This is a genomic window from Marinomonas sp. ABL3_031 (assembly GCF_056161265.1).
In genome coordinates, this window is record NZ_JBSWYU010000015.1 from 34,741 (window position 1) to 58,959 (window position 24,219).

At 44.5% G+C, this 24,219-nt stretch carries 24 protein-coding genes; 21 read left to right on the forward strand and 3 right to left on the reverse strand.

The features are described from left to right. The first annotated feature begins 7 nt into the window (after nucleotides 1-7). Both ACXAH2_RS15045 and ACXAH2_RS15050 read left to right on the forward strand, forming a co-directional pair. Complete coding sequence (locus tag ACXAH2_RS15045; RefSeq protein ID WP_475079633.1) at nucleotides 8-853, forward strand: DUF72 domain-containing protein; 846 nt, start codon at nucleotides 8-10, stop codon at nucleotides 851-853. Nucleotides 854-888: 35 nt separating this feature from the next. Then, the gene (locus ACXAH2_RS15050; protein WP_475079634.1) at nucleotides 889-1,197 is read left to right on the forward strand and encodes a YqfO family protein; all 309 of its coding nucleotides are present in this window, start codon (nucleotides 889-891) and stop codon (nucleotides 1,195-1,197) included. Here ACXAH2_RS15050 and ACXAH2_RS15055 read toward each other — a convergent pair. From ACXAH2_RS15055 to ACXAH2_RS15065, 3 genes are all read right to left on the reverse strand, one after another. Next, nucleotides 1,194-1,745 (reverse strand): NUDIX hydrolase, encoded by a 552-nt coding sequence (locus ACXAH2_RS15055; RefSeq protein WP_475079636.1) that lies wholly within the window; start codon nucleotides 1,743-1,745, stop codon nucleotides 1,194-1,196. The two genes, ACXAH2_RS15050 and ACXAH2_RS15055, sit on opposite strands and share 4 nt — an antisense overlap. A gap of 10 nt (nucleotides 1,746-1,755) precedes the next feature. After that, nucleotides 1,756-3,012 (reverse strand): HlyC/CorC family transporter, encoded by a 1,257-nt coding sequence (locus tag ACXAH2_RS15060; RefSeq protein ID WP_475079637.1) that lies wholly within the window; start codon nucleotides 3,010-3,012, stop codon nucleotides 1,756-1,758. A gap of 81 nt (nucleotides 3,013-3,093) precedes the next feature. Continuing rightward, complete coding sequence (locus tag ACXAH2_RS15065; RefSeq protein WP_475079639.1) at nucleotides 3,094-3,864, reverse strand: cytochrome C assembly family protein; 771 nt, start codon at nucleotides 3,862-3,864, stop codon at nucleotides 3,094-3,096. 130 nt (nucleotides 3,865-3,994) lie between these two features. Here ACXAH2_RS15065 and ffh point away from each other — a divergent pair, with 130 nt between their 5' ends. The 19 genes from ffh to ACXAH2_RS15160 all read left to right on the forward strand — a co-directional run bounded on the left by ffh (nucleotide 3,995) and on the right by ACXAH2_RS15160 (nucleotide 24,216). After that, on the forward strand, nucleotides 3,995-5,371 hold the full coding sequence (gene ffh / locus ACXAH2_RS15070) for a signal recognition particle protein (RefSeq protein ID WP_475079641.1): 1,377 nt from the start codon (nucleotides 3,995-3,997) through the stop codon (nucleotides 5,369-5,371). Nucleotides 5,372-5,547: 176 nt separating this feature from the next. Next, the gene (gene rpsP / locus ACXAH2_RS15075) at nucleotides 5,548-5,796 is read left to right on the forward strand and encodes a 30S ribosomal protein S16 (protein WP_475079643.1); all 249 of its coding nucleotides are present in this window, start codon (nucleotides 5,548-5,550) and stop codon (nucleotides 5,794-5,796) included. 15 nt (nucleotides 5,797-5,811) lie between these two features. Beyond that, nucleotides 5,812-6,357 (forward strand): ribosome maturation factor RimM, encoded by a 546-nt coding sequence (rimM, locus tag ACXAH2_RS15080; protein WP_475079645.1) that lies wholly within the window; start codon nucleotides 5,812-5,814, stop codon nucleotides 6,355-6,357. A gap of 22 nt (nucleotides 6,358-6,379) precedes the next feature. Next, nucleotides 6,380-7,132 carry a tRNA (guanosine(37)-N1)-methyltransferase TrmD gene (trmD, locus tag ACXAH2_RS15085; RefSeq protein ID WP_475079647.1) on the forward strand — a complete coding sequence of 251 codons (753 nt, stop codon included), beginning with the start codon at nucleotides 6,380-6,382 and terminating at the stop codon, nucleotides 7,130-7,132. A gap of 69 nt (nucleotides 7,133-7,201) precedes the next feature. Continuing rightward, the gene (gene rplS / locus ACXAH2_RS15090) at nucleotides 7,202-7,564 is read left to right on the forward strand and encodes a 50S ribosomal protein L19 (RefSeq protein WP_353669611.1); all 363 of its coding nucleotides are present in this window, start codon (nucleotides 7,202-7,204) and stop codon (nucleotides 7,562-7,564) included. 102 nt (nucleotides 7,565-7,666) lie between these two features. Further along, a complete protein-coding gene (locus ACXAH2_RS15095) occupies nucleotides 7,667-8,383 on the forward strand; it encodes a thioredoxin fold domain-containing protein (protein ID WP_475079648.1) in 717 nt (238 codons plus the stop codon). 137 nt (nucleotides 8,384-8,520) lie between these two features. Beyond that, nucleotides 8,521-9,822, forward strand: coding sequence for a homoserine dehydrogenase (locus ACXAH2_RS15100; protein ID WP_475079721.1), 1,302 nt, complete (start codon nucleotides 8,521-8,523; stop codon nucleotides 9,820-9,822). Nucleotides 9,823-9,833: 11 nt separating this feature from the next. Beyond that, entirely contained in the window at nucleotides 9,834-11,219 is a 1,386-nt protein-coding gene (gene thrC / locus ACXAH2_RS15105) for a threonine synthase (RefSeq protein ID WP_475079650.1), read from the forward strand. Between the two features lie 88 nt (nucleotides 11,220-11,307). After that, entirely contained in the window at nucleotides 11,308-12,027 is a 720-nt protein-coding gene (locus tag ACXAH2_RS15110; RefSeq protein ID WP_475079652.1) for a 16S rRNA (uracil(1498)-N(3))-methyltransferase, read from the forward strand. A gap of 152 nt (nucleotides 12,028-12,179) precedes the next feature. After that, entirely contained in the window at nucleotides 12,180-13,274 is a 1,095-nt protein-coding gene (locus ACXAH2_RS15115; RefSeq protein ID WP_475079654.1) for a GGDEF domain-containing protein, read from the forward strand. 74 nt (nucleotides 13,275-13,348) lie between these two features. After that, complete coding sequence (gene recJ / locus ACXAH2_RS15120; RefSeq protein WP_475079656.1) at nucleotides 13,349-15,073, forward strand: single-stranded-DNA-specific exonuclease RecJ; 1,725 nt, start codon at nucleotides 13,349-13,351, stop codon at nucleotides 15,071-15,073. 93 nt (nucleotides 15,074-15,166) lie between these two features. Beyond that, complete coding sequence (gene folD / locus ACXAH2_RS15125) at nucleotides 15,167-16,009, forward strand: bifunctional methylenetetrahydrofolate dehydrogenase/methenyltetrahydrofolate cyclohydrolase FolD (RefSeq protein ID WP_475079658.1); 843 nt, start codon at nucleotides 15,167-15,169, stop codon at nucleotides 16,007-16,009. A gap of 107 nt (nucleotides 16,010-16,116) precedes the next feature. Continuing rightward, nucleotides 16,117-16,707: a UPF0149 family protein gene (locus ACXAH2_RS15130; RefSeq protein WP_475079660.1), complete on the forward strand. Its 591-nt coding sequence runs from the start codon at nucleotides 16,117-16,119 to the stop codon at nucleotides 16,705-16,707. A gap of 32 nt (nucleotides 16,708-16,739) precedes the next feature. Then, a complete protein-coding gene (locus ACXAH2_RS15135; protein WP_475079662.1) occupies nucleotides 16,740-18,041 on the forward strand; it encodes an aminopeptidase P N-terminal domain-containing protein in 1,302 nt (433 codons plus the stop codon). 29 nt (nucleotides 18,042-18,070) lie between these two features. Further along, entirely contained in the window at nucleotides 18,071-19,276 is a 1,206-nt protein-coding gene (locus ACXAH2_RS15140) for a UbiH/UbiF/VisC/COQ6 family ubiquinone biosynthesis hydroxylase (RefSeq protein ID WP_475079663.1), read from the forward strand. Nucleotides 19,277-19,383: 107 nt separating this feature from the next. Beyond that, on the forward strand, nucleotides 19,384-20,211 hold the full coding sequence (locus ACXAH2_RS15145; protein ID WP_475079664.1) for an HDOD domain-containing protein: 828 nt from the start codon (nucleotides 19,384-19,386) through the stop codon (nucleotides 20,209-20,211). Nucleotides 20,212-20,401: 190 nt separating this feature from the next. After that, on the forward strand, nucleotides 20,402-21,463 hold the full coding sequence (locus ACXAH2_RS15150) for a Fe(3+) ABC transporter substrate-binding protein (protein ID WP_475079665.1): 1,062 nt from the start codon (nucleotides 20,402-20,404) through the stop codon (nucleotides 21,461-21,463). A 38-nt stretch (nucleotides 21,464-21,501) separates the two neighbouring features. After that, the gene (locus ACXAH2_RS15155; protein ID WP_475079666.1) at nucleotides 21,502-23,148 is read left to right on the forward strand and encodes an ABC transporter permease; all 1,647 of its coding nucleotides are present in this window, start codon (nucleotides 21,502-21,504) and stop codon (nucleotides 23,146-23,148) included. Nucleotides 23,149-23,154: 6 nt separating this feature from the next. Further along, nucleotides 23,155-24,216, forward strand: coding sequence for an ABC transporter ATP-binding protein (locus ACXAH2_RS15160; RefSeq protein WP_475079667.1), 1,062 nt, complete (start codon nucleotides 23,155-23,157; stop codon nucleotides 24,214-24,216). The last annotated feature ends 3 nt before the right edge of the window (nucleotides 24,217-24,219 follow it).

The window sequence follows — 24,219 nt, forward strand, 5'->3', positions numbered from 1 at the left end:
ATACGGTATGGCTCAGTGGCAGCATTCAGCTTGGGTGGATTGGTTGTATTCGTCTGCCGTGCCCAGTGGTGAGCGGCTGGCAGAATACGCTAAGGTTTTTTCCTCGGTTGAAGTCGGCAGTACTTTTTATGCACCTGTGGCGGATTCGCAATTATTGCGCTGGTTTGGTCAAGTGGGAGAAAATTTTCGCTTTTGTTTCAAGGTGCCGCAACAGATTTCTCATGCTTCAGCGCAACGTCCATGGCAAGCAATACGTGATGATTGGTTGGCTTTTCAAGATACGTTAGCGCCGCTTCTTCCTAAGTTGGGACCAAGCATGCTGCAATTGCCGGGGCGCTTGGCAGCAGAGCGACTGCCCTTTATTCAGGCGTTGTTGGAGGAATGGCAGCTCGGCACACCTTTATGTGTTGAGGTGCGTCATTTGGAATTTTTTGATAAAGGTCAATACGAAGCGGCTTTTTTGAATGCCTTGTCCGATCGTCATGTGGATCGAGTGATAATGGACTCGCGTCCGGTATTTTCAACGCCTGCCTATAATGACAGTCTGGCGGACGCTCAACAAAAGAAACCAAGAGTGCCCTGTCACCCTGTTGTCACGGCAAGGCATCCCGTGGTTCGCTATATTGGGCACCCTGATTTAGCGAGTAATCATGTTTGGCTGGATCAATGGGCTGCAAAGATAAAACAGTGGTTAGAGCAAGGGTTAAGTCCCACTGTATTTGTGCATTCCTCTGACAATATCGCGGCGCCAACTCTGGCATCTTGGTTGGATGATAAGTTGGTGGCCAATGGTGCTTTGATTCAAAAACAGCTGATTTTGCCTGATACGTTAGAGCAAATGAGCTTGATTTAGTCATTACTCTGCTATTTGAACTGAAGGAAGTCGCAATGTATTCGCTAGTGTTTTATGTGCCTATCAGTCACCTTGAAGTTGTTAAGAAGGCCGTGTTTGCCGCTGGCGCGGGTCGTATGGGGCAGTATGAAGCATGTTGCTGGCAAGTACTGGGACAAGGGCAATTCTGTCCAAAGGATGGTGCCGAACCTTACCTTGGTAGTGTCGGAAGGGTTGAGCAAGTTGAAGAGTATCGTGTGGAAATGGTGTTGTTGGAACAGTATAAAGACCCTGTGGTGACTGCTTTACTTGCCACGCACCCTTATGAGGAAGTGGCTTATCATTTGATTCCAGTTAGCACCTAGTATTCGTCGGGCACGGAATTAATGCGAATGATGTCTTCGTGGAAACCATATTGACCAGTTTTGTGATCTTCTATGAAAAATTCGAGTGTTTTGGTGACGCTGCTAAAGGCCATATCATCCCAAGGGATGTCATCTAAAGCGAACAAGGCAACTTCCGAACTCTCTTCTGTTGGATGGAAGTCGTCTCTTTCTAACTCGGCAATATAGAACAGGTGTATTTGATTGATCTTGGGTATGCTAATCATGCTGAAGGCTTGTTTACAGTGAGCGATAGAGCCAGATTCTTCTAAGGTCTCTCGTAACGCGCCTTCGCTGGTGGTTTCTTGGTTTTCCATGAAGCCTGCTGGTAGTGTCCAGTAGCCAAGGCGTGGCTCTATGCTGCGTCGACAAAGCAGTATTTTTCCTTGATACAAAGGAATGGTGCCCGTTATGAGGCGCGGATTGTCATAGTCAATATGATGGCAACTTGGACACACTGCTCGTGGACGGTTGTCACCTGCTGGAATCATCATATCAACTTGGTGACCGCATTTGGGGCAGTATCTCATCTGTACATCCTTACCGCTTTAATTGAAGTTTGGCGTATTTTACCACTTTATCTTCAATTTCTTGGATTTCAATTAAGTAGTTTTCGACCCATAAGCTGATCGGATGCTCAGGGATAAATTCAAGCGTTTCAATGATCAAGCCATTTAGTGTTTTTGGCCCGTCGGTAGGCAAATGCCATTCTAGGGCTTTGTTGATCTCTCGTATATGAGTAGAGCCTTCAATACGGAATGAACCGTCATCCAAGGTTTTGATTTCTTCTTCTTCGTCTTGAGTGGGTTGAGTAAATTCACCCACAATTTCTTCTAAGACGTCTTCTAGAGCGGCAATGCCTTGTACGTCACCATATTCATCAACCACTACCCCCATTTGCTGGTGGTCTTTTTGGAAATTTAGCAAAACCGTATTTAAGGAAGTGCTTTCGGGGATGAAGTAAGGTTCTACCGTGGCTTTTAATAAGGCCGCTTTTGATGGTGAAGGGTCACGCAAGAAGATGGCGGCGTGACGGGCGTGCAGTATGCCAATGACCTTGTTGATTTCACCATTGTAAACTGGCATGCGGGTATGGCGAGTTTGACAAATTTGCTCAATAATCTCTTCGATGGAATCCTCAATATCGATGCCAACGACTTCATTGCGAGGGATCATGATGTCTTCAACGGAAACTTTTTCGAGATCCAAGATAGAAAGCAACATGTCTTGGTGGGCCGCAGGAATCAGTCCGCTGGCTTCGTTTACCACAGTGCGCAGCTCTTCAGAGTCCAATTTATCATGATTGTTGCTTTGAGCTTGTACGCCAAAAATGCGCAGTAAGCCATTGGAAAGCGTGTTAACGAGTAATACCAATGGATAAAGTAACTTTAGTATGACGGCTAGAATCCATGAGAATGGAAATGCCAACTTCTCAGGGTACAGAGCAGCGAATGTTTTGGGCGTAACCTCAGCGAAGATAAGAATCACCAATGTCAGTACGCCGGTCGCGATGGCTACACCGGCATCGCCCCACAGTCTTACGGCAATAATGGTAGCAATGGCGGAAGCAAGTATGTTGACAAAGTTATTGCCAATTAAAATAACGCCAATAAGTCGATCTGGACGTTCAAGTAGCGAGCTGACTTTTATGGCCGATTTATGTTTGTTCTTTACGAGATGCTTGAGTCGATATTTGTTTAACGACAGCATGCTGGTTTCTGAGCTTGAAAAAAAAGCGGAAAATAAAATCAAAAAAACCAAGATGCCGCCGAGCAAACTTAAGGGTATTTCGTTCAAGAAGGGATCGCCTCAATAATTAAGATAGTGGAATTATTAGTTCTTAAGAACGCACTGTCAAACATACTTTAGCAGTTTTCTTTAGGGTTGCAGTATGATTTGTAATGCAATACGACTGCCAAAGTAGCCTAGCATCAATAAGAAAAATCCGCTTAGTGTCAGTTTAACTGCCAACTGACCACGCCAACCAGCAATGTGGCGACCTAGTAATAAGCCTGCGAAAACAAACCAAGAAGCAATGGTAAAGAAAGTTTTGTGCACCAAATGTTGTGCAAACATATCTTCTATAAAGTAGAAGCCGGTGAAAATGGTGATGGTGAGTAAAATGAAGGCGGCCCAAATGAATTCAAACATCAATTGTTCTAGTACTTGTAAAGGCGGCACACGCAGCAATTGTTTGAGCTTATGGTGTTTGAGTTGGTACTCCTGCATGGAAAGAAGGATGCCAACCCCACAAGCGCTGGCAAATAAGCTGTAAGCTACAGAAGCAATCAAAATGTGTGCACTCGTTCCCCACGAGTGGCTGTGTAATTGCTGTAAGTCCCAAGGTTGAATCGCGTTTAATCCAATCATAGTAGCGCTTAAAGGAAATGCAGCGCCAATTAATAGGGATAAATCTTTATCACGATTGCTGAACCATAATAGGGTATTGCCAATTAATGCGATTAACAGACCTATGGTAAGAAAGTTAAAGCCATCTTGATTGAGCAGTAATTGCATCAAAGCAAAGGTATGAGAGGCAATGGTCAATGCGCCAATCATTTGCGTAAAGCGATGGTGTGGGCGGAAATAATACACTGCACCCGCAATTAAGCAGGCAATGCACGCTAACCATAGGGATATTTGAGTCATGAAACTGTGCTGTCCGCTTAGTAAAGGTATAGGGTGATAATCATTTATCCGTTATAATAAAACCAATTTCACCTTGGATAAACTGAAACGGTCGGTTTTTTTCCATTCTTGAGCCAAATTTGAGGGCAATATGTTCGACAATTTATCGGAACGCTTAACTTCCTCCTTAGATCGAATTCGAGGAAAAGCCAAATTAACCGAAGACAATATCAAAGATGTGTTACGCGAAGTGCGTATGGCGCTGCTAGAAGCCGATGTTGCTTTACCTGTTGTTAAAGACTTTATCGCAGCAGTAAAAGATAGGGCCGTTGGAACTGAAGTCACCAAGAGTCTGAGTCCGGGACAAGTCTTTCTTAAAATCGTTAAACAAGAATTAGAAACTGTTATGGGGCAGGCGAATGACGGCCTGAACCTGCGTGCTGCTCGGCCAGCGGTTATCTTGATGGCGGGTCTACAAGGTGCGGGCAAAACCACGTCGACTGCCAAGCTGGCAAAATACCTTAAAGAACGTGAGAAAAAATCGGTTTCTGTGGTCAGTGCGGACGTTTATCGCCCTGCTGCGATCAAGCAGCTTGAAACTTTAGCCAATGAAATTGGCGTTGATTTTATCGCCAGTGATCTATCGCAAAAGCCAATCGACATTGCCAATAATGCCATTGATTACGCTCGTAAAGCGCACAAAGATGTGGTGATCGTCGATACCGCGGGTCGCTTGGCAATTGATGAAGACATGATGGCCGAAATTAAAGCCTTACATGCGGCGGTCAATCCCATTGAAACCTTGTTTGTAGTCGACTCCATGACAGGTCAAGATGCCGCCAATACGGCCAAAGCCTTTGGTGAAGTACTGCCGTTGACTGGGGTGGTGTTAACCAAAACGGATGGTGATGCACGTGGGGGTGCGGCGCTTTCTGTGCGTCATATTACCGGCAAACCAATTAAGTTCTTAGGTGTGGGCGAAAAAACCGACGCTTTGGAGCCTTTTCATCCAGATCGTCTAGCGTCGCGCATACTAGGGATGGGCGATATGCTGTCCTTGATTGAGGAAGCGGAACAAAAAATTGATAAGGACAAAGCCGAAAAACTGGCCGGAAAGCTGAAAAAAGGCAAAGGCTTTGATTTGGAAGATTTCAAAGAGCAGCTTCAACAAATGAAAAACATGGGTGGCATGAGTTCTATGTTGGACAAGTTGCCGGGCATGGGGCAATTGGGCAATATTCAAGATCAAGTAGATGATAAGATGTTTGTGCGCATGGAAGCTTTGATCAATTCTATGACGCCAGCAGAGCGTCGCAATCCTGATGTGATTAATGGTTCGCGTAAAAAACGTATCTCGGCCGGTGCGGGTTTGCAAATTCAGGATTTGAATCGTTTGCTAAAGCAGCATAAACAAATGCAGAAGATGATGAAGAAATTCAGTAGCAAAGGTGGCATGAAAAAAATGATGCGAGGTTTAGGGGGGATGATGCCTGGTGGTCTTCCGGGTGGCGGATTTCCTAAGTTTTAAGCCTATTGGCTTGTTTTTTCTGGCTTTAGCAAAAAAAGTACGGTTTTTATTAAAAGGGCGAGTGATTCGCCCTTTTGTTTTTCTGCTTTATAGACTAGAATATGCCGCCTTCTTGTAGTATGAGTCAAAAAGGACTCGGCAAGAGGTGTTTCGTTAAGCAATAAGGAACCAATCATATGGTAACTATTCGTCTTTCTCGTGGTGGCTCTAAGAAGCGCCCATTCTATCACTTGAACGTGGCTGATAGCCGTCGTGCGCGTGATGGTCGTTATATCGAGCGTTTGGGTTTCTTTAATCCTATTGCTCGTGGTCAAGAAGAACGTTTACGCATCGATCTAGATCGTGTAAATCACTGGGTTAGCCAAGGCGCTCAGCTATCTGACCGTGCCGCTCAGCTTGTTAAAGAAGCTAGCAAAAACGCTTAATTCAGAGGTAGTGCTATGTCTAAGGTAAAGCAAGTGGCCGCTCCAGAGCAAGCCCTTGTGGTTGGACGCATTACATCTGTTTATGGTGTTAAAGGGTGGGTGAAGTTGTATTCGCACACTGAACCGATGCAAGGAATCTTTGATTATAAGCATTGGTGGTTGAACACTCCAAGTGGGTGGAAAACCGTAGAGTTAGGCCAAGGCCGTCTACAAGGGCGTGGTTTGGTTGCCTCGATAAAAGGTTACAGCGACAGGGATCAAGTAAAAGAGATTTGTGGCTTAGACATTTATATCGATGCGAAAGATCTTCCTGAATTGGACGACGGTGATTTTTACTGGAGTCAGTTAGAAGGTCTTAGGGTAATTACCAAAGAGGGTGTCCTCTTGGGGAAGGTTTCTCAACTTATGGAAACCGGTGCGAATGATGTTGTCGTTGTCCGTGCGTGTGAAGGCAGTTTTGATCGTGAAGAACGCCTGATTCCTTATGTACCAGAGACGTATGTTCTCAATGTTGATTTGGAACAACAAGAAATGCTGGTAAATTGGGATCCGGAATTTTAATCGATAAGCTGAGGTCAATTACGTGAAGGTAAGCGTTATATCGCTCTTTCCGGAGATGTTTCAAGCCATTACTCAATACGGAGTAACGGGCAGAGCCATTAAGTCTGGGTTGGTTGAGGTGGATTTTGTCAATCCCCGTGACTTTGCTCATGACCGTCATAAGACTGTGGATGATCGACCTTATGGTGGTGGTCCTGGGATGTTGATGAAAGTTCAGCCTCTCAAAGATGCGATTGCGAGTGCAAAAAATACTGTACCCAACGCAAAAGTTATTTATTTATCCCCTCAAGGGCGTACGCTGACGCAAGAAGGCGTGCAACAGCTTGCTAAACAAGCAGAATTTATTCTGGTAGCAGGTCGTTATGAAGGTGTTGATGAGCGTCTTATTCAGTCTGAGATTGATGAAGAGTGGTCCATCGGCGACTTTGTCCTAAGTGGTGGTGAGTTGCCGGCAATGGTACTGATGGATGCTGTCTTTCGGATGGTGCCAGGCGTACTGGGAAAGCAGGCTTCAGCAGAGGAAGACTCGTTTGCTGATGGTTTGTTGGATTGTCCGCATTATACTCGCCCAGAAGTACTTAATGGTGAGCCTGTACCACCGGTACTGCTTAGTGGCAACCATGAGGAGATAAGACGCTGGCGCTTAAAGCAGAAGCTCGGAAGAACTTGGCAACGCCGGCCAGACCTTTTGCAGAACCTTGAGTTGGACAAGGAACGGCAAAAGTTGTTAGAAGAGTTTATTCGCGAAACTGAAGATTCAACCTCGGCAGAGTAGGAATTGCGAGCTTATCAAATAGAAGAGCCTTCGATTTGATAAGAAACCATATTATTAGGAGTCACATCCATGAGTAATAAAACTAAACTGATTCAGCAATTAGAAGCTGAACAAATGACAAAAGAAGTCCCAGCGTTTGCACCTGGCGACACTGTTGTTGTTCAAGTTAAAGTTAAAGAAGGTTCACGCGAGCGTCTACAGGCCTATGAAGGTGTTGTAATCTCTAAGCGTAACCGTGGTCTAAACTCAGCATTCACTGTTCGTAAAATTTCAAGCGGTGTTGGTGTTGAGCGTGCTTTCCAAACTTACAGCCCATTGGTTGAGAGTATTGAAGTGAAACGCCGCGGTGACGTGCGTCAAGCTAAGATCTACTACCTACGCGAGCGTTCTGGTAAATCTGCACGTATTAAAGAGAAGTTGGCTAAGCGCTAATTTCTTCTTCCTTAAAAAGGCGACGCAAGTCGCCTTTTTTTGTGGAACTAACTACCCATCGTATGGCCTAATAGAGATCATTCATATGTCTTTGAGGTTTTCATGAAACATACCCTTGCGCAATGGGCACGAGTGTTTTTCGCTGCCGCTTTCTTGCTTCCTTTCTCTTCCAGTTACGCAGATCAAACTCAACTACGACAAACACTGCAATCGGCTTTGCCACAATACAGCATCGACTCATTGGAATGGCATGAAGAAGCGGGTTTATATGTAGTGCATTTGCAAAATGGCCCAACTTTACATGCCACCAAAAATGGTCGCTATTTGATTGCTGGTGATTTGTACAAAATCAGCGAGCAAGGTCTGGTGAATGAAACCCAGCAGGTCAAGATGGCGAAGGTGGAATCCTTACCTGAAAATGACATGGTGATTTTCAAAGCCGCTAATGAAAAAGCTCACATTACCGTGTTTACCGATGTTGATTGTGGTTATTGTCGAATGTTGCATAACGATGTGGCGACATTAAACGAGATGGGAATTAGTGTGCGTTATTTGGCATATCCAAGAGCAGGTATTGGTTCGACGGCTTATCGTAAGATGGTTAGTATCTGGTGTTCAGACGATCCAAAAGCTTGGATGACAAAGGCCAAACTTGGCCAAGATGTGCCAGAAAATAAATGTGCGAACCCGGTTGCCAATCAATATCAGTTGGGTAATGAGCTGGGGGTTCGTGGTACACCCAGTATCGTATTAGACAATGGTACTTTCTTACCGGGATATTTGCCGCCAAAAGAATTGGCTGCTCGGCTTGGATTATAATCTTATTGTAAAATAATCCACTGAACATGAGCCCAGTTCAGTTCTTTCTGCGTTGGGTTTGTTCGCTTCTGGCGTTATAATGAGACGCTTTATAAACCTAACAATAAATCATGAAATCATCTCTGTGGGGTAATGTTTTGAAACCGGTAAAAGTCGGAATTTGTGGGCTGGGAACAGTAGGATCCGGTAGTTTTAATATTCTGCTCAAAAATGCAGAAGAAATCACACGACGCGTTGGTCGTAGCATTGTTATTGAGCAGGTGGGAGCTCGTCGTGACAATGAGGCATGTGATACGACAGGCATTGATGTGACCCGTGATATTTTCGATGTGGTTAATAATCCAGAGATTGATATTGTTCTTGAGCTGATTGGCGGCACCAGTGTGGCCAGAGAGTTAGTTATGACGGCGCTTGAGAATGGCAAGCATGTGGTAACAGCCAATAAAGCCTTGATTGCAGAGCACGGTAATGAAATTTTTGCCAAGGCACAGGAAAAAGGCGTTATTGTTGCCTTCGAAGCCGCGGTTGCTGGCGGAATTCCAATTATCAAAGCGGTTCGAGAGGGCCTTTCGGCTAACCGTATTGATTGGTTGGCGGGCATCATCAATGGTACAGGTAATTTTATCTTGACTGAAATGAGTGAAAAACAACGCAATTTTGATGATGTGTTGGCTGAAGCTCAAGCATTAGGGTACGCCGAAGCGGATCCTACTTTTGATGTAGAAGGTATTGATGCCGCACATAAATTGACTATTTTGGCATCCATTGCGTTTGGTATTCCCTTACAGTTTGAAAAGACGTATACCGAAGGCATCAGTCGTATTACCTCGGAAGACGTTGCCTTTGCTGATGAACTAGGCTATTCCGTGAAGCATCTTGGTATTGCTCGTCGAACTAAACAAGGTATTGAACTGCGTGTACATCCAACTTTGATTTCACGTAAACAACTTTTGGCTAATGTGAATGGCGTTATGAATGCCATCATGGTGCAAGGTGATGCTGTTGGTCCAACCTTGACTTATGGTGCGGGAGCAGGCGCTTTGCCGACCGGTTCTTCTGTAGTGGCTGATGTAATTGATGTGGCTCGTACTTTGACAGCCGATCCGACTAATCGTGTACCACATTTGGCTTTTCAAGCGGATTCTTTGTCTGATACGAATATTTTGCCAGTGGAAGAAATTGAATGTGGTTTTTTCCTGAACATGACGATTCAAGATCGTGCTGGCGTATTGGCCAATATCACTCAGATTCTGTCTCATAATGGTATCAGTATTGAATCTTTGATTCAGCGAGAGCGTGAGGGCAGTGATCTTGTGCCTTTAGTGGTTATGACGCATGAAGTAAAAGAGCGCAATATGAATGCTGCGATTACAGCCATTGAAGCCTTGCCGGACGTTGCGGGTTCTGTGCAACGTATCCGTGTCGAAAACTTGGCTTAAGAGAGAATACTATGAAATACATTTCAACTCGCGGTAAAGCACCTGCCTTGTCATTTGGTGACGTTTTGTTAGCCGGTTTGGCAAATGATGGTGGCCTGTATGTTCCAGAAACCTTGCCTCATTACAGCAAGGAAGAAATCGCTTCTTGGGCCAGTTTAAGCTACCAAGATTTGGCTTTTAAAGTAATGTGGCCATTTGTTGAGGGAGATATCCCACAAGACGCTTTCAAAGCCATGATTGATGATGCTTACGCAAGTTTTAATCATGAATCCATTGCGCCAATGGTACAGGTCGGGAATAACGAATGGGTATTGGAACTGTTCCGTGGTCCAACCTTAGCCTTTAAAGATTTTGCATTGCAGTTGTTAGGCCGTTTAATGGATTATGTATTGGCTCAGCGTAATGAGAAACTGGTTATCATGGGGGCAACCTCTGGTGATACAGGTTCTGCGGCGATTGAAGGTTGTCGTCATTCTGATCATCTAAGTATCTTTATTTTACACCCTTATCAACGCGTTTCTGAAGTACAGCGTCGTCAAATGACGACCGTTATTGATGACAATGTCTTCAATATTGCTGTAAAAGGCAATTTTGACGATTGCCAAGGCATGGTGAAATCCAGCTTTGCGGATCAATCTTTTTTAAAAGGCGCTAAACTTGGTGCGGTAAACTCGATCAACTGGGCGCGTATTATGGCGCAAATTGTTTACTACTTCTCCTCTGCTTTGGCGGTTGGTGCACCTCATCGTAAAGTCTCTTTCTCAGTACCGACAGGCAACTTTGGTGATATTTTTGCCGGTTATTTGGCTAAGAAAATGGGTTTGCCTGTGGATCAGTTGGTGGTTGCTACTAATCAGAATGATATTTTGCACCGCGTGATTGCTGAAAATGACATGAGTCGCCAAGCCTTGAATGTGACCTTGTCGCCAAGTATGGACATCATGGTATCTAGTAACTTTGAGCGTCTGTTATTTGATGCTCATGGTCGCGATGGCGCAGCGATTGATGACTTGATGGCACGTTTTAATCAAGGTGATGTGTCATTAAATGATCAAGCTTGGTCTTATGTAAAAGAGAATTTTGACAGTTACAAGGTGGATGATAAACGCACTTGTGAAGTCATTGCTGATGTTCATGCTAAGACACAGTATTTGTTGGATCCACATACCGCAATTGGTCTAGAAGCGGCTCGCCAATGTTGGAAAGACAAGACAGTGCCTATGATTACCTTGGCGACGGCGCATCCTGTGAAATTCCCAGAAGCGGTGGAAAAAGCCGCGTGTGAATCGCCTAGTTTGCCAGAGCATATGAAAGACTTGTTTGAGCGTACAGAGTCTTACTCTGTGTTGGATAATGAATTAGCGCAAGTGCAGTCTTTTGTTGCTGAAAGAATCTAAGCAAAGTCATTAATCCATCAACCTGTTATCGCGGTCATAATATATGGCCGCGATTTATCGAACCTTCCTCTCGTGTAAACTTAAGAATATGAATCTGATTTTACTGCAACCTAACTTGAGTTTGTCTGAAGGGCGTTATGCACTGACGGAGCGTCAACAATCGCATATTCATCAAGTGATTAAGGCGAAGTCGGGAGAGGTATTACGGGTGGGTTTATTAGGTGGATATCTAGGAAAAGGAATATACCAAGCAGCAAGTGCAAATTTACCTGCACACATTCATTCTTTGCAACTTACCCAGGCACCGCCTAAAGCCTTGCCTATGGTGCTGGTAATGGCATTACCTAGACCCAATATGTTAAAACGGACTTTGCATAATATTACGGCTATGGGTGTTAAAGAATTGTATTTGATTCATTCTGCTAAGGTGGAAAAGAGTTATTGGCAAAGTCCAGTGCTACAGCCTGAGTCGATTCATCAGATTTTATTGGAAGGGTTAGAACAGGCAAAAGACACCATCATGCCAAGCTATACTATGGTGCCAAGATTTCGTCCTTTTGTAGAAGATCAATTGCCGGATATATTGTTAGGGAAATTGGGGTTATTAGCTCACCCCTATCAAGCCTGTGCTTGTCCAGTGGATTTGCAGGAACCCTGTGTGTTGGCTCTGGGTCCAGAAGGTGGCTGGAATGAATTTGAAGTCTCCAAGTGGCTGGCATCGGGTATGTCTGCCGTACACCTTGGAGAGCGAATACTGAAAGTTGAGACGGCTGTGCCAGTATTGCTGTCTCGTTTGTATCCAGCCTAGTCCGGTTGTAGCCTGATTAGCAAGTGTAAAGCTTGGCATTCTTGTTGTTTGTAAAAACGTGCATTTTTTAACAGAGGCTTACATACATTTGCGGTAAAATCTAATTTACAACGCCTCAAAAGAATTGAGGTACCACAGGTTTGGATCAGTACATGGCAAAACAGTATCGTGAAAAGCAATCCAGCTCGTCTAATGTGCGCGCTCAATTACCTAGAATAACCAATTTCTATGCAGGTGATGTCAAAGGCAAATCTGCCGACGATGTGCGCCGTGTACTCATTATCAATTTGTTTGCCAGTGTCGGCATAATTTTCACACTCCCTCTTGGTATCGTCGCTTTTCTTCAACATAAAACATTGTTAGGTGTCGTGTTGATCGCGACGGCCTTCTTATACATGGTAAATCATATATATCTGCGTCGTACTTATAATCATACAATGTCGGGTAACTTTGTGATTTACCCCTTATATGCCCTAATTTTGTATCTTATTTATTCTGGTGGAGTAAATGGAACTGGGCATGTTTGGCTGTTTTGTGTTCCTGCCGTAGCCCTGTTTCTTCATGGGTTGAAGAAAGGTTTGATCGAGTTAGCTATTTTTACAAGTTTGTTGGTGCTGATGTTTTTTACAGACGGGTATTTTTCTTCATACGATTACCCGCCTACATTTCGGTCACGTATTTTGTTTGCTTTTACGGTGGTTGTTTTCCTATCTGGTATATACGAATTTTCCATGTCTCGTTTTAATCAGGAGTTAAAGGTCACGTCAGCCAAACTTAAACTCATGGCGAATACTGATATGCTGACCAACTTGTTTAACCGTCGTGGCATGTATCAAGAATTAGAAAAGTGTCCTAAAGCCTATTTGCTCTTGGCCGATGTGGATTTTTTTAAGCGTATTAACGATGAATATGGTCATGATGCTGGAGATTACTCATTAGCAACCATTGCCGATATTGTAAAAGCAGAATTACCCGATTCCGCCTTGGCTTCCCGTTGGGGAGGTGAGGAATTTTTGTTTGCGGTGTTTGATGTCACTAAACAACAAGCCTTAAACATAGCGGAATCGTTGCGAGAAGCCATAGCGCAGCATGAGTTTTGCTATCAAGATCAACGCTTTCATGTCACCTTAAGTTTTGGCGTAGCCGTCATGGACAATAAAGTCTCGCTGCGTGAAGCCATTAGTTTGGCAGATAGCCATTTATACAGTGCCAAACGTGCTGGTCGTAATCAAACTCGACTCAACTAATCCATTGCTGATTCGCTCAGAATGATGAGGTTTCATGGTATGCTTGCGGCATTGTGATTCTTGTTGAGTGATTTATGCGAATTGAACGCCGATCTGTGCCTTCAGCACCTTGTCAGTTTCCAACTCATTTTCCTGCCAGTCTCCAGCGTATCTTTATGGCACGAGAGGTATTTAATCAGGCGCAAATAGATTACCGTTTGCCGCATTTATTAAGACCCGATGCCTTATTTGATCTCACCAAAGCCGCCGTTATTTTGGCTGATGCTATTGAAGCTGGAGAAAAAATCCTCATTGTTGGTGACTTTGATGCCGACGGTGCGACCAGTACCAGTTTGGGGATATTGGCCTTGCAAGCAATGGGCGCCATTGATCCCGAATACCTAGTGCCGAACCGATTTGAATTTGGTTATGGCTTAACCCCGGAAATCGTTGAAGTTGCTCAGCAAAGTCGACCTTCGGTGTTGGTAACAGTAGATAATGGCATTGCCAGCATGGAGGGTGTAGCGGCGGCGAAATCCCATGGCATGAAGGTGGTGGTGACTGATCACCACTTGCCGGGAGACGAATTGCCTAATGCGGATGCTATCGTCAATCCTAATCACCCAAGCTGTCATTTTGCCAGTAAAAATCTCGCCGGTGTTGGGGTGATTTTCTATGTGATGAGTGCGCTTCGTGCTGAATTAAAAAGCCGTCATTGGTTCGAACGTCAGCATATTACAGAGCCTAAAATGGCGGATTATTTAGACTTAGTGGCGCTTGGTACGGTCGCTGATGTCGTGCCTTTAGACAATAATAATCGCATCTTGGTGCAGCAAGGTATTAAGCGGATTCAGGCGGGGTTGGCGCGTCCTGGTATCATGGCGCTGTTGTCGGTAGGACGACGTAATTACCAAGAGTTAAAAGCATCGGATTTGGGGTTTGTTGTGGGCCCGCGTTTAAATGCGGCAGGGCGTTTGGATGATATGTCGATTGGTATTGAGTGTCTCTTGGCAACACAAGCTCACCAGGCGCAACATTATGCTCAGCAGTTGGATCAATTCAATCGAGAGCGTAAAGTCATTGAATCTGATATGAAAGAGCAAGCTGAGTTCTTGTTGGAGTCTTTATTGGAAGATACTAATGAAATGCCTAACGGTATGTGTTTTTATGATGCAGAATGGCATCAAGGCGTTATTGGTATATTGGCTTCACGAATGAAGGAAAAATGCCATCGACCTGTGATTGCGTTTGCCCGCGTGGGGGAAGATGAGTTAAAAGGCTCTGCCCGTTCCATTCCTGGGGTGCACATTCGTGATGCCTTGGATTTATTGGCTAAGCGTTATCCACAATTATTGAGCAAATTTGGTGGGCACGCTATGGCGGCAGGCATGTCAATTAAGGAGTCTCATTATGAGGCATTTCGATTGGCGTTTGATGCCATTATTACCGAATGGGTGACACCACAGGCATTAGAAGCTTGCATAGAAACAGATGGGCCTTTGGCGTCTGAGGATTTCAGTCTCAGCTTTGCCGAATTAGTGCGCATGTCAGGACCTTGGGGCCAAGCTTTTCCAGAACCCAGTTTTGATGGTGTATTTGATGTGCTGCAACAACGGCTAGTGGGAGAAAAGCATCTAAAGCTTTTGCTTAGAGAACCAGAGAGTGGCTTGTTGCTAGACGCCATTAGCTTTTTTGTTGATTTGGATAAATGGCCTAACGAATCTGCCAAGCGTCTACGATTAGTCTATAAGCTGGATATTAACGAGTTTCGTGGTCAGCGTAATTTGCAGTTGCTGGTGGATTATTTAGAGCCTGCGTAAGTGATTAATCTCAGCATTGAGTGCCCATCATATGTAAACATGGGGTACAATGTGCCTCCCTCAAACATCACCGAAATATTTTGGAGTTCATTCATGACTGCATTGGTTCTTGATGGCAAATTATGCGCCAAAGAAACCGAAACTCGTTTGCAAGCTCAAGTGGCGGAGCTTAAAGAACGCACTGGTGGCACACCGATTTTAGCAACCATTCTAGTCGGTGCGGATCCCGCTTCGGCAACCTACGTAAAAATGAAAGGCAATGCTTGTCGCCGCGTGGGTATGGACTCCTTGGCGATTGAATTGCCTGAAAGCACAACCACAGAACAGTTGCTTAATAAAATTCATGATTTGAATGATAATCCAGATGTTCACGGTATTTTGCTGCAACACCCTGTACCTGAGCAAATTGATGAGCGAGTGTGTTTTGACGCCATCGCTGCGCACAAAGACGTGGATGGGGTGACCTGTCTTGGTTTTGGTCGTATGGCGATGCAAGAACCCGCGTACGGTGCTGCAACACCGGCTGGTATCATGCGTCTGCTAGCGGAATATGAGATTCCTTTAGAAGGTAAGCATGTAGTGGTGGTGGGGCGTAGTCCAATTTTGGGTAAGCCAATGGCCATGATGATGTTGAACGCTAACGCTACTGTGACCATTTGTCACTCACGCACGCAAAATCTAGTGGATTTAATTAAACAAGCGGATGTGGTCGTTGGTGCGGTTGGTAAACCTGAGTTTATCAAAGCGCAGTGGATCAAAGATGGTGCGGTTGTGGTCGATGCTGGCTACCACCCAGGTGGCGTGGGTGATATCGAATTAGCGCCATTAACAGAGCGTGTATCAGCTTACACACCTGTTCCAGGAGGTGTGGGACCAATGACCATTAATACACTGATTTTACAGACGTTAGAATCTGGCTTGAAGCAGCTAAGTTAAGGTCTTAATAGGACGCAATGAACAAGCCGCACAGTTTTTGGTGCGGCTTCTTTATTTGCATAGCCGCTCTTTATTTGTATAAAAACGAAGATAATATGAGGCAGAAGATGTCTACCGAAATGCTAAAAGATGCTTTGGATTTTGATCTGATTGCCGATGTGTTTGTCAGCGAATCCATCCCAGCTTCGCCTGCAGAGTTACACGGTCAATTATGTGGCTATTTGGCTTCAGGTGTCACTTTACCATTAGAAGACTGGCTTTCTATGGTGGTGGAGTTTTGCGATATTGAAAGCTGGAAAGAAGACGCCAGTCGAGCGGCTATTATCGAGCTCTATACCGCCACTTTGACGTTATTTCAAAACGGGGAATACGCTTTGGTACCCAGTATTGCCGATGATGATGCCGAATTGAGTGAGCGAGGCGTTACCTTGTCACAATGGGCGCACGGTTTCTTAGCTGGCTATGGCCTTTCTGGGCAGAAAAAAGACTTGTCAGAAGAAACCAAACAAATTTTGCGCGATTTCGCCAATATCTCTGGAATGCAAGAAGAAATGCGTCATTTGGAAGACAATAATGATAACGAAGCAGATTTAACTGAATTGGTCGAATACGTTCGTTTGTCTGCCATGATGATGTATTCCGAGCATCATGATGTGAATCCTGACGCGGATAATAGTCAACAAAACGCTTTGCATTAATGGCAATGGATGAATAAGCAAACGAGGTCTAAATGAAAATCTCTCTACAAACCTATCAAGCTCGTCGTGAGCGTTTGATGTCGTCTTTACCAGCCAACAGCGTGGTGGTCATTCGTACAGGTGAATTGGCGGTGCGCAACAATGATTGTGATTATGAATTTAGACCCAACAGCAATTTTTATTATCTAACCGGTTTTCCTGAACCCAGTGCTTACGCCATCATTAATGGGCAAGGGGATTTAACCCTAGTGACCTTGCCTAAAGACCCTGAAAAAGAACAGTGGGATGGTTTTCGCTATGGCATAGAGGGTGCTATTACCGAGTTTGGTGCTGTTCAAGCGCATCCATTATCAGCCTTGAATGAAACCTTACAGGAATCCATGGATGGCGCTGATCATTTGGTGTATGTTTTTGACGATGCGCGTTTAAGAGAAGAATTAGCGGCTTGCCGAAATGCCTTAGCTGCCAAAGTACGAATGGGTGCGCAGCCACCAGCAAGTCAATTAGACTTGTCTCAGACTATTGCTGAAATGCGTTTGCGTAAAGACATGGAAGAAATCGCCATTATGGAAGCGGCTGCCCAGATTAGTGTAGAAGCTCATAAACAAGCCATGCGCAGTGTGCACCCAGGGATGATGGAATATCAGCTGGAAGCGGAACTGAACTATGTCTTCATGAAATCCGCTGCGCGCCAACCCGCGTATAATAACATTGTTGCCAGTGGTGCAAATGCGTGCGTTTTACATTACATAAAAAACGATGCTGAAATCCAGGATGGGGATCTTATCTTAATCGACGCGGGTGCTGAATTGTCATGTTATGCGTCAGATATTACACGAACTTTTCCGGCAAACGGTCGTTTTTCGGAGCCGCAAGCGGCTTTGTACCAGCTGGTATTAGATGCTTATCAGGCTGGCATGCTTGAGTTGCAGGTGAACAAGCCTTATGAGGCCTTTCACAATGCTGCAGTGCAGACCCTAACAAAAGGTTTGGTTGAACTGGGGTTATTAACAGGAAAGGTTGAAGAACTGATTGAGAGCAAAGCTTATCGCGATTTTTATATGCATAATACTGGGCACTGGCTAGGTTTAGATGTTCATGATTGCGGTGCCTATAAAGTGGCTGGTCAATCCCGTTTGCTAGAAGAAGGTATGGTATTAACCATCGAACCAGGATTGTATGTTTCTGCCGATAACACGAAAGTGGCGGAAAAATGGCGCGGTATTGGTATTCGCATTGAAGACGATGTATTGATCAAAGCCGATGGGCCATATGTATTAACCCATGGATTGCCTAAAGAAATCCATGATATTGAAGCCTTGATGGCACAATAACACTCGATAATGCAGTTGGAGACAAGTTAATGGCGAAAGCGTATGACGTGATTGTGGTGGGAGCTGGCATGGTGGGTTCCTTGTCGGCCATTTTGCTTGCCAAATCCTCATTACGTGTGGCGCTTGTGGATAAGCATACTGGGTTATACACACTCTCCACGCCACCAGCCTATGATGCCCGGGTAAGTGCCTTGTCCGCACAATCGAAAAAGTTATTGGAAAGTGCCGGTGTTTGGCAACGAATTCCTATTGAGCGTCTAGCAGGCTATGACAACATGGTGGTGTGGGATGGCTTGGGTGATGGGCTAGTGGACTTTAATGCTGAGCGCAACAAAATGCCAGAATTAGGCCATCTTGTTGAGAACGCTGTGCTTAATCAGAGTCTTATGGATTGCATCAAACAAGAGCCCAATGTGGATCTTTATTTAGGTGATACATTGGAATCCTATCAGCTGGCGGAATCCGGTGTTTCCGCAACCTTAACATCCGGCTATTCTTTGTTGGCACAGACCATGATAGGTGCTGATGGTGCTATGTCTTTGTTGCGCCAACAGAATGATTTTGCCACAGTCGAGTGGGATTATGGTCACAGCGCCATTGTGGCCACTATTGAAATAGATCAAAGTCATCAAAATACCGCTTGGCAAAGCTTTGGTGAAGAAGGCATTTTGGCTTTCTTGCCTCTACCAAGTGTGGCTGAGCGTCACTTCATTTCCATTGTTTGGTCTGTTCCTCCAGTTGAGGTAGATGCCTTAATGGCTTTGTCCGATGAGGCTTTTTGTTGTCGTTTGAACTACGCCATTAATGAACGTTTTGAGGTGTTGTCATTAACCCGTGAGCGTCAAGCGATACCATTACGTCAGCGTCATGCCAAGCAGTACGTAAAAGCGGGTATTGCTTTAATAGGAGACGCTGCGCATACCATTCATCCGCTAGCCGGACAGGGCGCTAATTTGGGATTTGGTGATGTAAAGGCCTTGGTCGAAGTGCTCAGTAAAGCGCATCAACGTGGCGAGGCTTTGGGGTCTTGTCAGGTATTGCGCCGCTACCAGCGAGCTCGAATGCTGGACAATATTGCTATGGCCGCTGGCATGGAAAGCTTTAAACGTCTGTTTGCCAGCCAGCATCCTATATTGGTCTGCATGCGTAATATGGGGATGAAGCAATTTAATCATAGCCAATGGATAAAAAACAAAGTGGTAGCTCGTGCTGCTGGACTGTCTTCTTTTTTGTAATCAAAGCCCTTTCTTCGTTTTCAAAACGCTACTTATTTTCGGTTGTAAAAAAAAACGGCTGACTTATGCTGCTTAGCTGTTGATTATTAACTGATAAGGCAAATAACATGCGTATTGAAGAGTTAATTAAGCAAACGGATAGGCTGCCTAATGTGCCCGATGTGGTTCGTGAATTGATCCAATTGTTGGGTAATCCTGATGCAAATTACTCTGATATCAGCAGCAAAGTGGCTCATGATCAGACCATTTCACTGAAAGTATTGCGTATCGTTAATTCAGCCTATTTTGGCTTATCGCGTAAGATCTCTTCTATTGATGAAGCCACAGTATTGATCGGTATGGCAAAATTAAAGACCTTGGTGATTGCTTCTGGTTTTTCTGCGTCAGTGGAAAGTGCTGAAGGCGTTAATCTGGGCGAATTCTGGGCGGACTCCTTTCGTGTTGCTGAGTTGGCAAAATGGGTTGCTAAACGTAGCAATTTGGTTGATGAAGATGAAGCCTTCACGGTAGGGATAGTGCATAACATTGGCGTGTTATTACTGCATTTAACGGCACCTGAAACAGCATTAGAGATTCAGACTTTAGTAGATAATCGTAAAGCCAGTCGCATGAAAGCCGAAGTGGATTTATTGGGATTTACTACTCAGCAAGCTGGACAAGCCCTAATGGAACAGTGGAAATTTCCAGCCAACTTAGGGATTGCGGTAAAAGAACATAAGCGTCCTTTTATCAATGATGATCCGCAACCTTTGGCGTGTGTGTTGAATTTTGCCTGCTTTCTGAATGCTTGTATCCGCAGTGAGCGTGAGATTGAGTTGGTACGTGAGAGTCTTCCAAGAGCTGTGGTGAAAGCGGCAGGTTTGGGGGAGAGTGTGATGTTTGATTTAGATGAAGCATTACAGATTGGTAATGAGTTGAACCAATTGATATCTTAGATTGTCGAAGTGATAATCCTTTTTCCTATGAAATGAGAATCGCTAGTGTTTATGGTTTTCTTATGCTAACTTCGATTGTCAATTTCTAAATCACTCTTTCAACGACCTTATTTTCTTTTTTGGTGCATGGACGTATCCATAGGTACGAGAGAATGCTAAATAATTTGGAAGGTAGATAATGGCGATTAGAATGCTATCAATAAACAAAAAAACTCAGCATGCAGGCTTGAAACGAGGGTTTAGCCTGGCTCTCATTTGTTCCGCTCTTTTTACTTCTGTCGCTAGCTTCGCCAAAGGGGAAGTGAATATTTATTCTGCGCGTAAAGAATCTTTAATTGCTCCTATTTTGGATACGTTTTCTGAAGAAAATGATGTGGTGGTTAATCTTATTACAGGATCCGCCGATGCTTTGTTAAGTCGTTTACGTGCTGAAGGCAGCGCAAGCCCTGCTGATGTTTTTATTACTGTTGACGCTGGACGTCTTCACCGCGCTAAGGCCGCTGGTGTTTTGCAACCGTTACAAAGTGATGTATTAGAGGAAAATATTCCAGCCCACTTGCGTGATAAAGACAGTTATTGGTTTGGGTTGTCGCAACGTGCACGAGTCATTTTTTATAACCCGGATAAGGTTTCTGCAAGTGAACTAAGCCGCTATGAAGATCTCGTTGATGATAAATGGAAAGGCCGAATTTGTGTACGTTCCTCTGCCAATATTTATAATCAATCACTGGTTGCGTCTATGATAGAAGCGGATGGTCCAGAGCAAACACAAGTTTGGATCAAAGGCTTGATGGCAAATTTAGCTCGTCCGCCTTTCGGTGGGGATGTGGATTTATTGAAAGCGGTTGCCGCTGGTGTATGTGATATCACCTTAGCCAACACTTACTATTATGGTCGTCTAGGACAAAGTGATCGTGCTAGTGATAGAGAAGTGTATCAAAAAGTGAAACCGTTTTGGCCTAATCAGGCAAAAGGCGATCGTGGTGCCCATGTGAATGTGAGTGGCGCTGGTATTACAGCAGCAGCGACCAACTTGGACAATGCTAAATTACTGTTGGAGTTCTTAACCAGTAAAAAAGCTCAAGAATGGTACGCGCATGTGAATAATGAATATCCTGTTGTTGAAGGTATTGGCGCCCCTGAAATGTTAGCGCCTTTTGGTCAGTTCCATGCGGATAGTTTGTCCTTAAGCAAATTGGGCGAGAATAATCGTCAAGCGGTTGAACTCATGGACATTGGTGGCTGGAAGTAACAGTCGAAGACTATTTACAATAAGGTTTTAGTGCATCGTTGAACTCCTCTAAAGGTTTTTCTTTTCCTTTTCTTCCTAGTGCGGCATTCTTGATTGCCGCACTTCTTTCTTTGCCAATTCTGGTGGTGCTGGTTAATGTCGTGATTGGTGATGGTGAGGTTTGGCATCATCTCTACCATACGGTACTTAGAGAATACATAAGCAACTCATTTTGGCTAATGGTTGGGGTTGGTATTGGCGTGCTTTTTATTGGTGTGCCAGCAGCTTGGTTAACCAGTATGTGTGAATTTACTGGTCGCCGTCTTTTGTCATGGGCCTTATTACTGCCAATGGCTTTTCCAGCGTACATCATTGCTTACACATATACAGGCATATTGGATTTTGCTGGACCGGTACAAAGTTTCATTCGTCATCTAACGGGGTGGCGTTATGGAGAGTATTGGTTTTTTGAGATTCGTTCCTTAGGCGGCGCTATGGCGATGCTGATTTTGGTTTTGTATCCCTACGTTTATCTAATGAGTCGTGCTGCGTTTTTGGAACAGTCTGCGAACAGTTTAGAAGTGGCAAAAACCTTGGGTTACTCAAACCGTCGAGCCTTCTTTAAATTGGCCTTGCCAATGGCTCGTCCAGCGATAGTCACTGGTTTAACCTTGGCGCTTATGGAAACCCTAGCGGACTATGGTACGGTGCAGTATTTTAGTGTAAATACCTTTACTACGGGGATTTTACGTACTTTTTATGGCTTTGGTGATGTTGCTGCCGCTTCCCAATTAGCGGGGGTGCTATTGTTGTTTGTTAGCCTGTTGATTCTGCTAGAGCGTTATTCCCGTTATCGTATTCGCTATCATAATTCTGGAATGAAAAAGGCCAGCAATCGTCGTATTCGTCTGACTTCTGCCCAGACCTGCCTTGCTGTGCTGTTTTGTAGCCTGCCTATTGTATTGGGCTTTTTGTTGCCGGCGGGTGTATTGGCTTATTGGAGTGTGTTTAAAGCGGATTTTATGGGCGCGCGTTTTGTACAATTGGCTTGGAACTCTTTTTACCTTGCCGCGATGGCCGCCTTGTTATTAGTCACTATGGCTCTGTTATTGAGCTACGCTGGACGCTTATATCAAGGTAGTTTGATCAAAGCATCAATTGGTATGTCTGGTTTAGGTTATGCTCTGCCCGGCACCATTATCGCTATTGGAGTGTTAGTGCCTTTAGCATGGTTAGATCATAAGTTGATTGCTTGGACATTGGACCTCACAGGATACAAACTTGGCTTGCTGTTTTCTGGCACTTTGTTTGCCTTACTCTTTGCCTATTCTGTACGCTTTATGGCCGTCTCTTTAGGCGCGGTTCAAAATGGTCTGGGTAAAATAAAGCCGAGCATGGATATGTCTGCGCGTACTTTGGGTATGAATAATTGGGGGGTGTTACGACGCGTCCATTTTCCTTTGTTAAAAGGGTCTATTCTGACGGCTATCTTGATTGTATTTGTGGATGTTCTCAAAGAGCTGCCAGCTACCTTGGTATTGCGACCTTTCAATTTTAATACGCTGGCGGTTAGGGCTTTTGAATTGGCGTCTGATGAACGTTTGGTGGATGCGGCGCCTGCTTCACTCATGATTGTATTGGTGAGTCTGGGTCCTGTGATTATATTAAGTCGCTCAATTTCTTCTGATGTCGCTGGGGCAAAGTAGATTGTTATGATGGAATCAAATGAATTTTCTGATTTAAGCTTGCATGAGGTGACCATAGGTTACCAAGGACAACAAGTGGTTAAGCAAGCCAGCTTTCAATTATCGTTTGGACAAATTGGTTGTCTGCTTGGGCCAAGTGGTTGTGGTAAATCTACTTTATTGCGTGCGATCGCAGGTTTTGAGCCTTTGATGTCTGGGAAAATTTCATTAGATGGTCAGCTAGTGTCCAGTGCCAATACACATCAAGTACCAGAGCGTCGTAAAATCGGCATGGTTTTTCAAGATATTGCGCTATTCCCGCACTTAACTGTGGCAGAGAACATTGCCTTTGGATTGAGTGAATGGTCAAAAAATGATGTGCAAGCGCGAATTAAGCATTTGCTGGCCTTAGTTGGATTGACAGACTTTGAGCAGCGTTATCCGCATTCTTTATCTGGCGGTCAGCAGCAGAGAATTGCCTTGGCAAGGGCACTAGCGCCAAAGCCAAAACTCTTGTTAATGGATGAGCCTTTTTCAGGTTTGGATGCGAAATTACGTGAAGAATTGGTGCCAGAAATTCGTAACATTCTTCGTCAAGAAAAAATGAGCGCATTGCTGGTAACCCATGATCAAATGGAAGCCTTTGCTATGGCGGATCAAGTATCCATCATGTCGGCTGGGGAGATTCATCAAACGGGTGGCAGTTATGAAATCTACCATCAACCGGCGACAAGATTTGTCGCCAGCTTTATCGGTCATGGGGATTTTTTACCTGCGGTGGTGTGTGGCACGGATTGCGTACATTCGGACTTAGGCGAAATTCGCAGCGGTAAAGATCATGGTATGGAAGATAAAACGCCTGTTGATCTATTAGTCAGGCCGGATGACATTTTACATGATGATGACAGTCCATTTCAGGGTATTATTATTAGTAAATGGTTTCGCGGATCACATTTTCTGTATCGCGTATTATTGTCTTCAGGCAAAGAAGTGTATTGCTTTGCTTCGTCTCACCATAATCATGCCATTGGTCAAGGGATTGGTTTGACCATAAACCTAGATCACCTGGTCATGTTTAAACGTGATTGAGGG

What these genes read in the sequence shown, in the direction of transcription:
- ACXAH2_RS15065 (WP_475079639.1), bottom strand. Translation starts at nt 3,864, where the DNA reads ATGACTCAAATATCCCTATGGTTAGCGTGCATTGCCTGCTTAATTGCG.
- ACXAH2_RS15145 (WP_475079664.1), top strand. Translation starts at nt 19,384, where the DNA reads ATGCGTATTGAAGAGTTAATTAAGCAAACGGATAGGCTGCCTAATGTG.
- ACXAH2_RS15115 (WP_475079654.1), top strand. Translation starts at nt 12,180, where the DNA reads ATGGCAAAACAGTATCGTGAAAAGCAATCCAGCTCGTCTAATGTGCGC.
- folD (WP_475079658.1), top strand. Translation starts at nt 15,167, where the DNA reads ATGACTGCATTGGTTCTTGATGGCAAATTATGCGCCAAAGAAACCGAA.
- recJ (WP_475079656.1), top strand. Translation starts at nt 13,349, where the DNA reads ATGCGAATTGAACGCCGATCTGTGCCTTCAGCACCTTGTCAGTTTCCA.
- ACXAH2_RS15150 (WP_475079665.1), top strand. Translation starts at nt 20,402, where the DNA reads ATGCTATCAATAAACAAAAAAACTCAGCATGCAGGCTTGAAACGAGGG.
- ACXAH2_RS15160 (WP_475079667.1), top strand. Translation starts at nt 23,155, where the DNA reads ATGATGGAATCAAATGAATTTTCTGATTTAAGCTTGCATGAGGTGACC.
- ACXAH2_RS15130 (WP_475079660.1), top strand. Translation starts at nt 16,117, where the DNA reads ATGTCTACCGAAATGCTAAAAGATGCTTTGGATTTTGATCTGATTGCC.
- ACXAH2_RS15095 (WP_475079648.1), top strand. Translation starts at nt 7,667, where the DNA reads ATGAAACATACCCTTGCGCAATGGGCACGAGTGTTTTTCGCTGCCGCT.
- ffh (WP_475079641.1), top strand. Translation starts at nt 3,995, where the DNA reads ATGTTCGACAATTTATCGGAACGCTTAACTTCCTCCTTAGATCGAATT.
- ACXAH2_RS15055 (WP_475079636.1), bottom strand. Translation starts at nt 1,745, where the DNA reads ATGAGATACTGCCCCAAATGCGGTCACCAAGTTGATATGATGATTCCA.
- ACXAH2_RS15140 (WP_475079663.1), top strand. Translation starts at nt 18,071, where the DNA reads ATGGCGAAAGCGTATGACGTGATTGTGGTGGGAGCTGGCATGGTGGGT.
- ACXAH2_RS15045 (WP_475079633.1), top strand. Translation starts at nt 8, where the DNA reads ATGGCTCAGTGGCAGCATTCAGCTTGGGTGGATTGGTTGTATTCGTCT.
- rpsP (WP_475079643.1), top strand. Translation starts at nt 5,548, where the DNA reads ATGGTAACTATTCGTCTTTCTCGTGGTGGCTCTAAGAAGCGCCCATTC.
- rimM (WP_475079645.1), top strand. Translation starts at nt 5,812, where the DNA reads ATGTCTAAGGTAAAGCAAGTGGCCGCTCCAGAGCAAGCCCTTGTGGTT.
- thrC (WP_475079650.1), top strand. Translation starts at nt 9,834, where the DNA reads ATGAAATACATTTCAACTCGCGGTAAAGCACCTGCCTTGTCATTTGGT.
- rplS (WP_353669611.1), top strand. Translation starts at nt 7,202, where the DNA reads ATGAGTAATAAAACTAAACTGATTCAGCAATTAGAAGCTGAACAAATG.
- ACXAH2_RS15110 (WP_475079652.1), top strand. Translation starts at nt 11,308, where the DNA reads ATGAATCTGATTTTACTGCAACCTAACTTGAGTTTGTCTGAAGGGCGT.
- ACXAH2_RS15050 (WP_475079634.1), top strand. Translation starts at nt 889, where the DNA reads ATGTATTCGCTAGTGTTTTATGTGCCTATCAGTCACCTTGAAGTTGTT.
- ACXAH2_RS15135 (WP_475079662.1), top strand. Translation starts at nt 16,740, where the DNA reads ATGAAAATCTCTCTACAAACCTATCAAGCTCGTCGTGAGCGTTTGATG.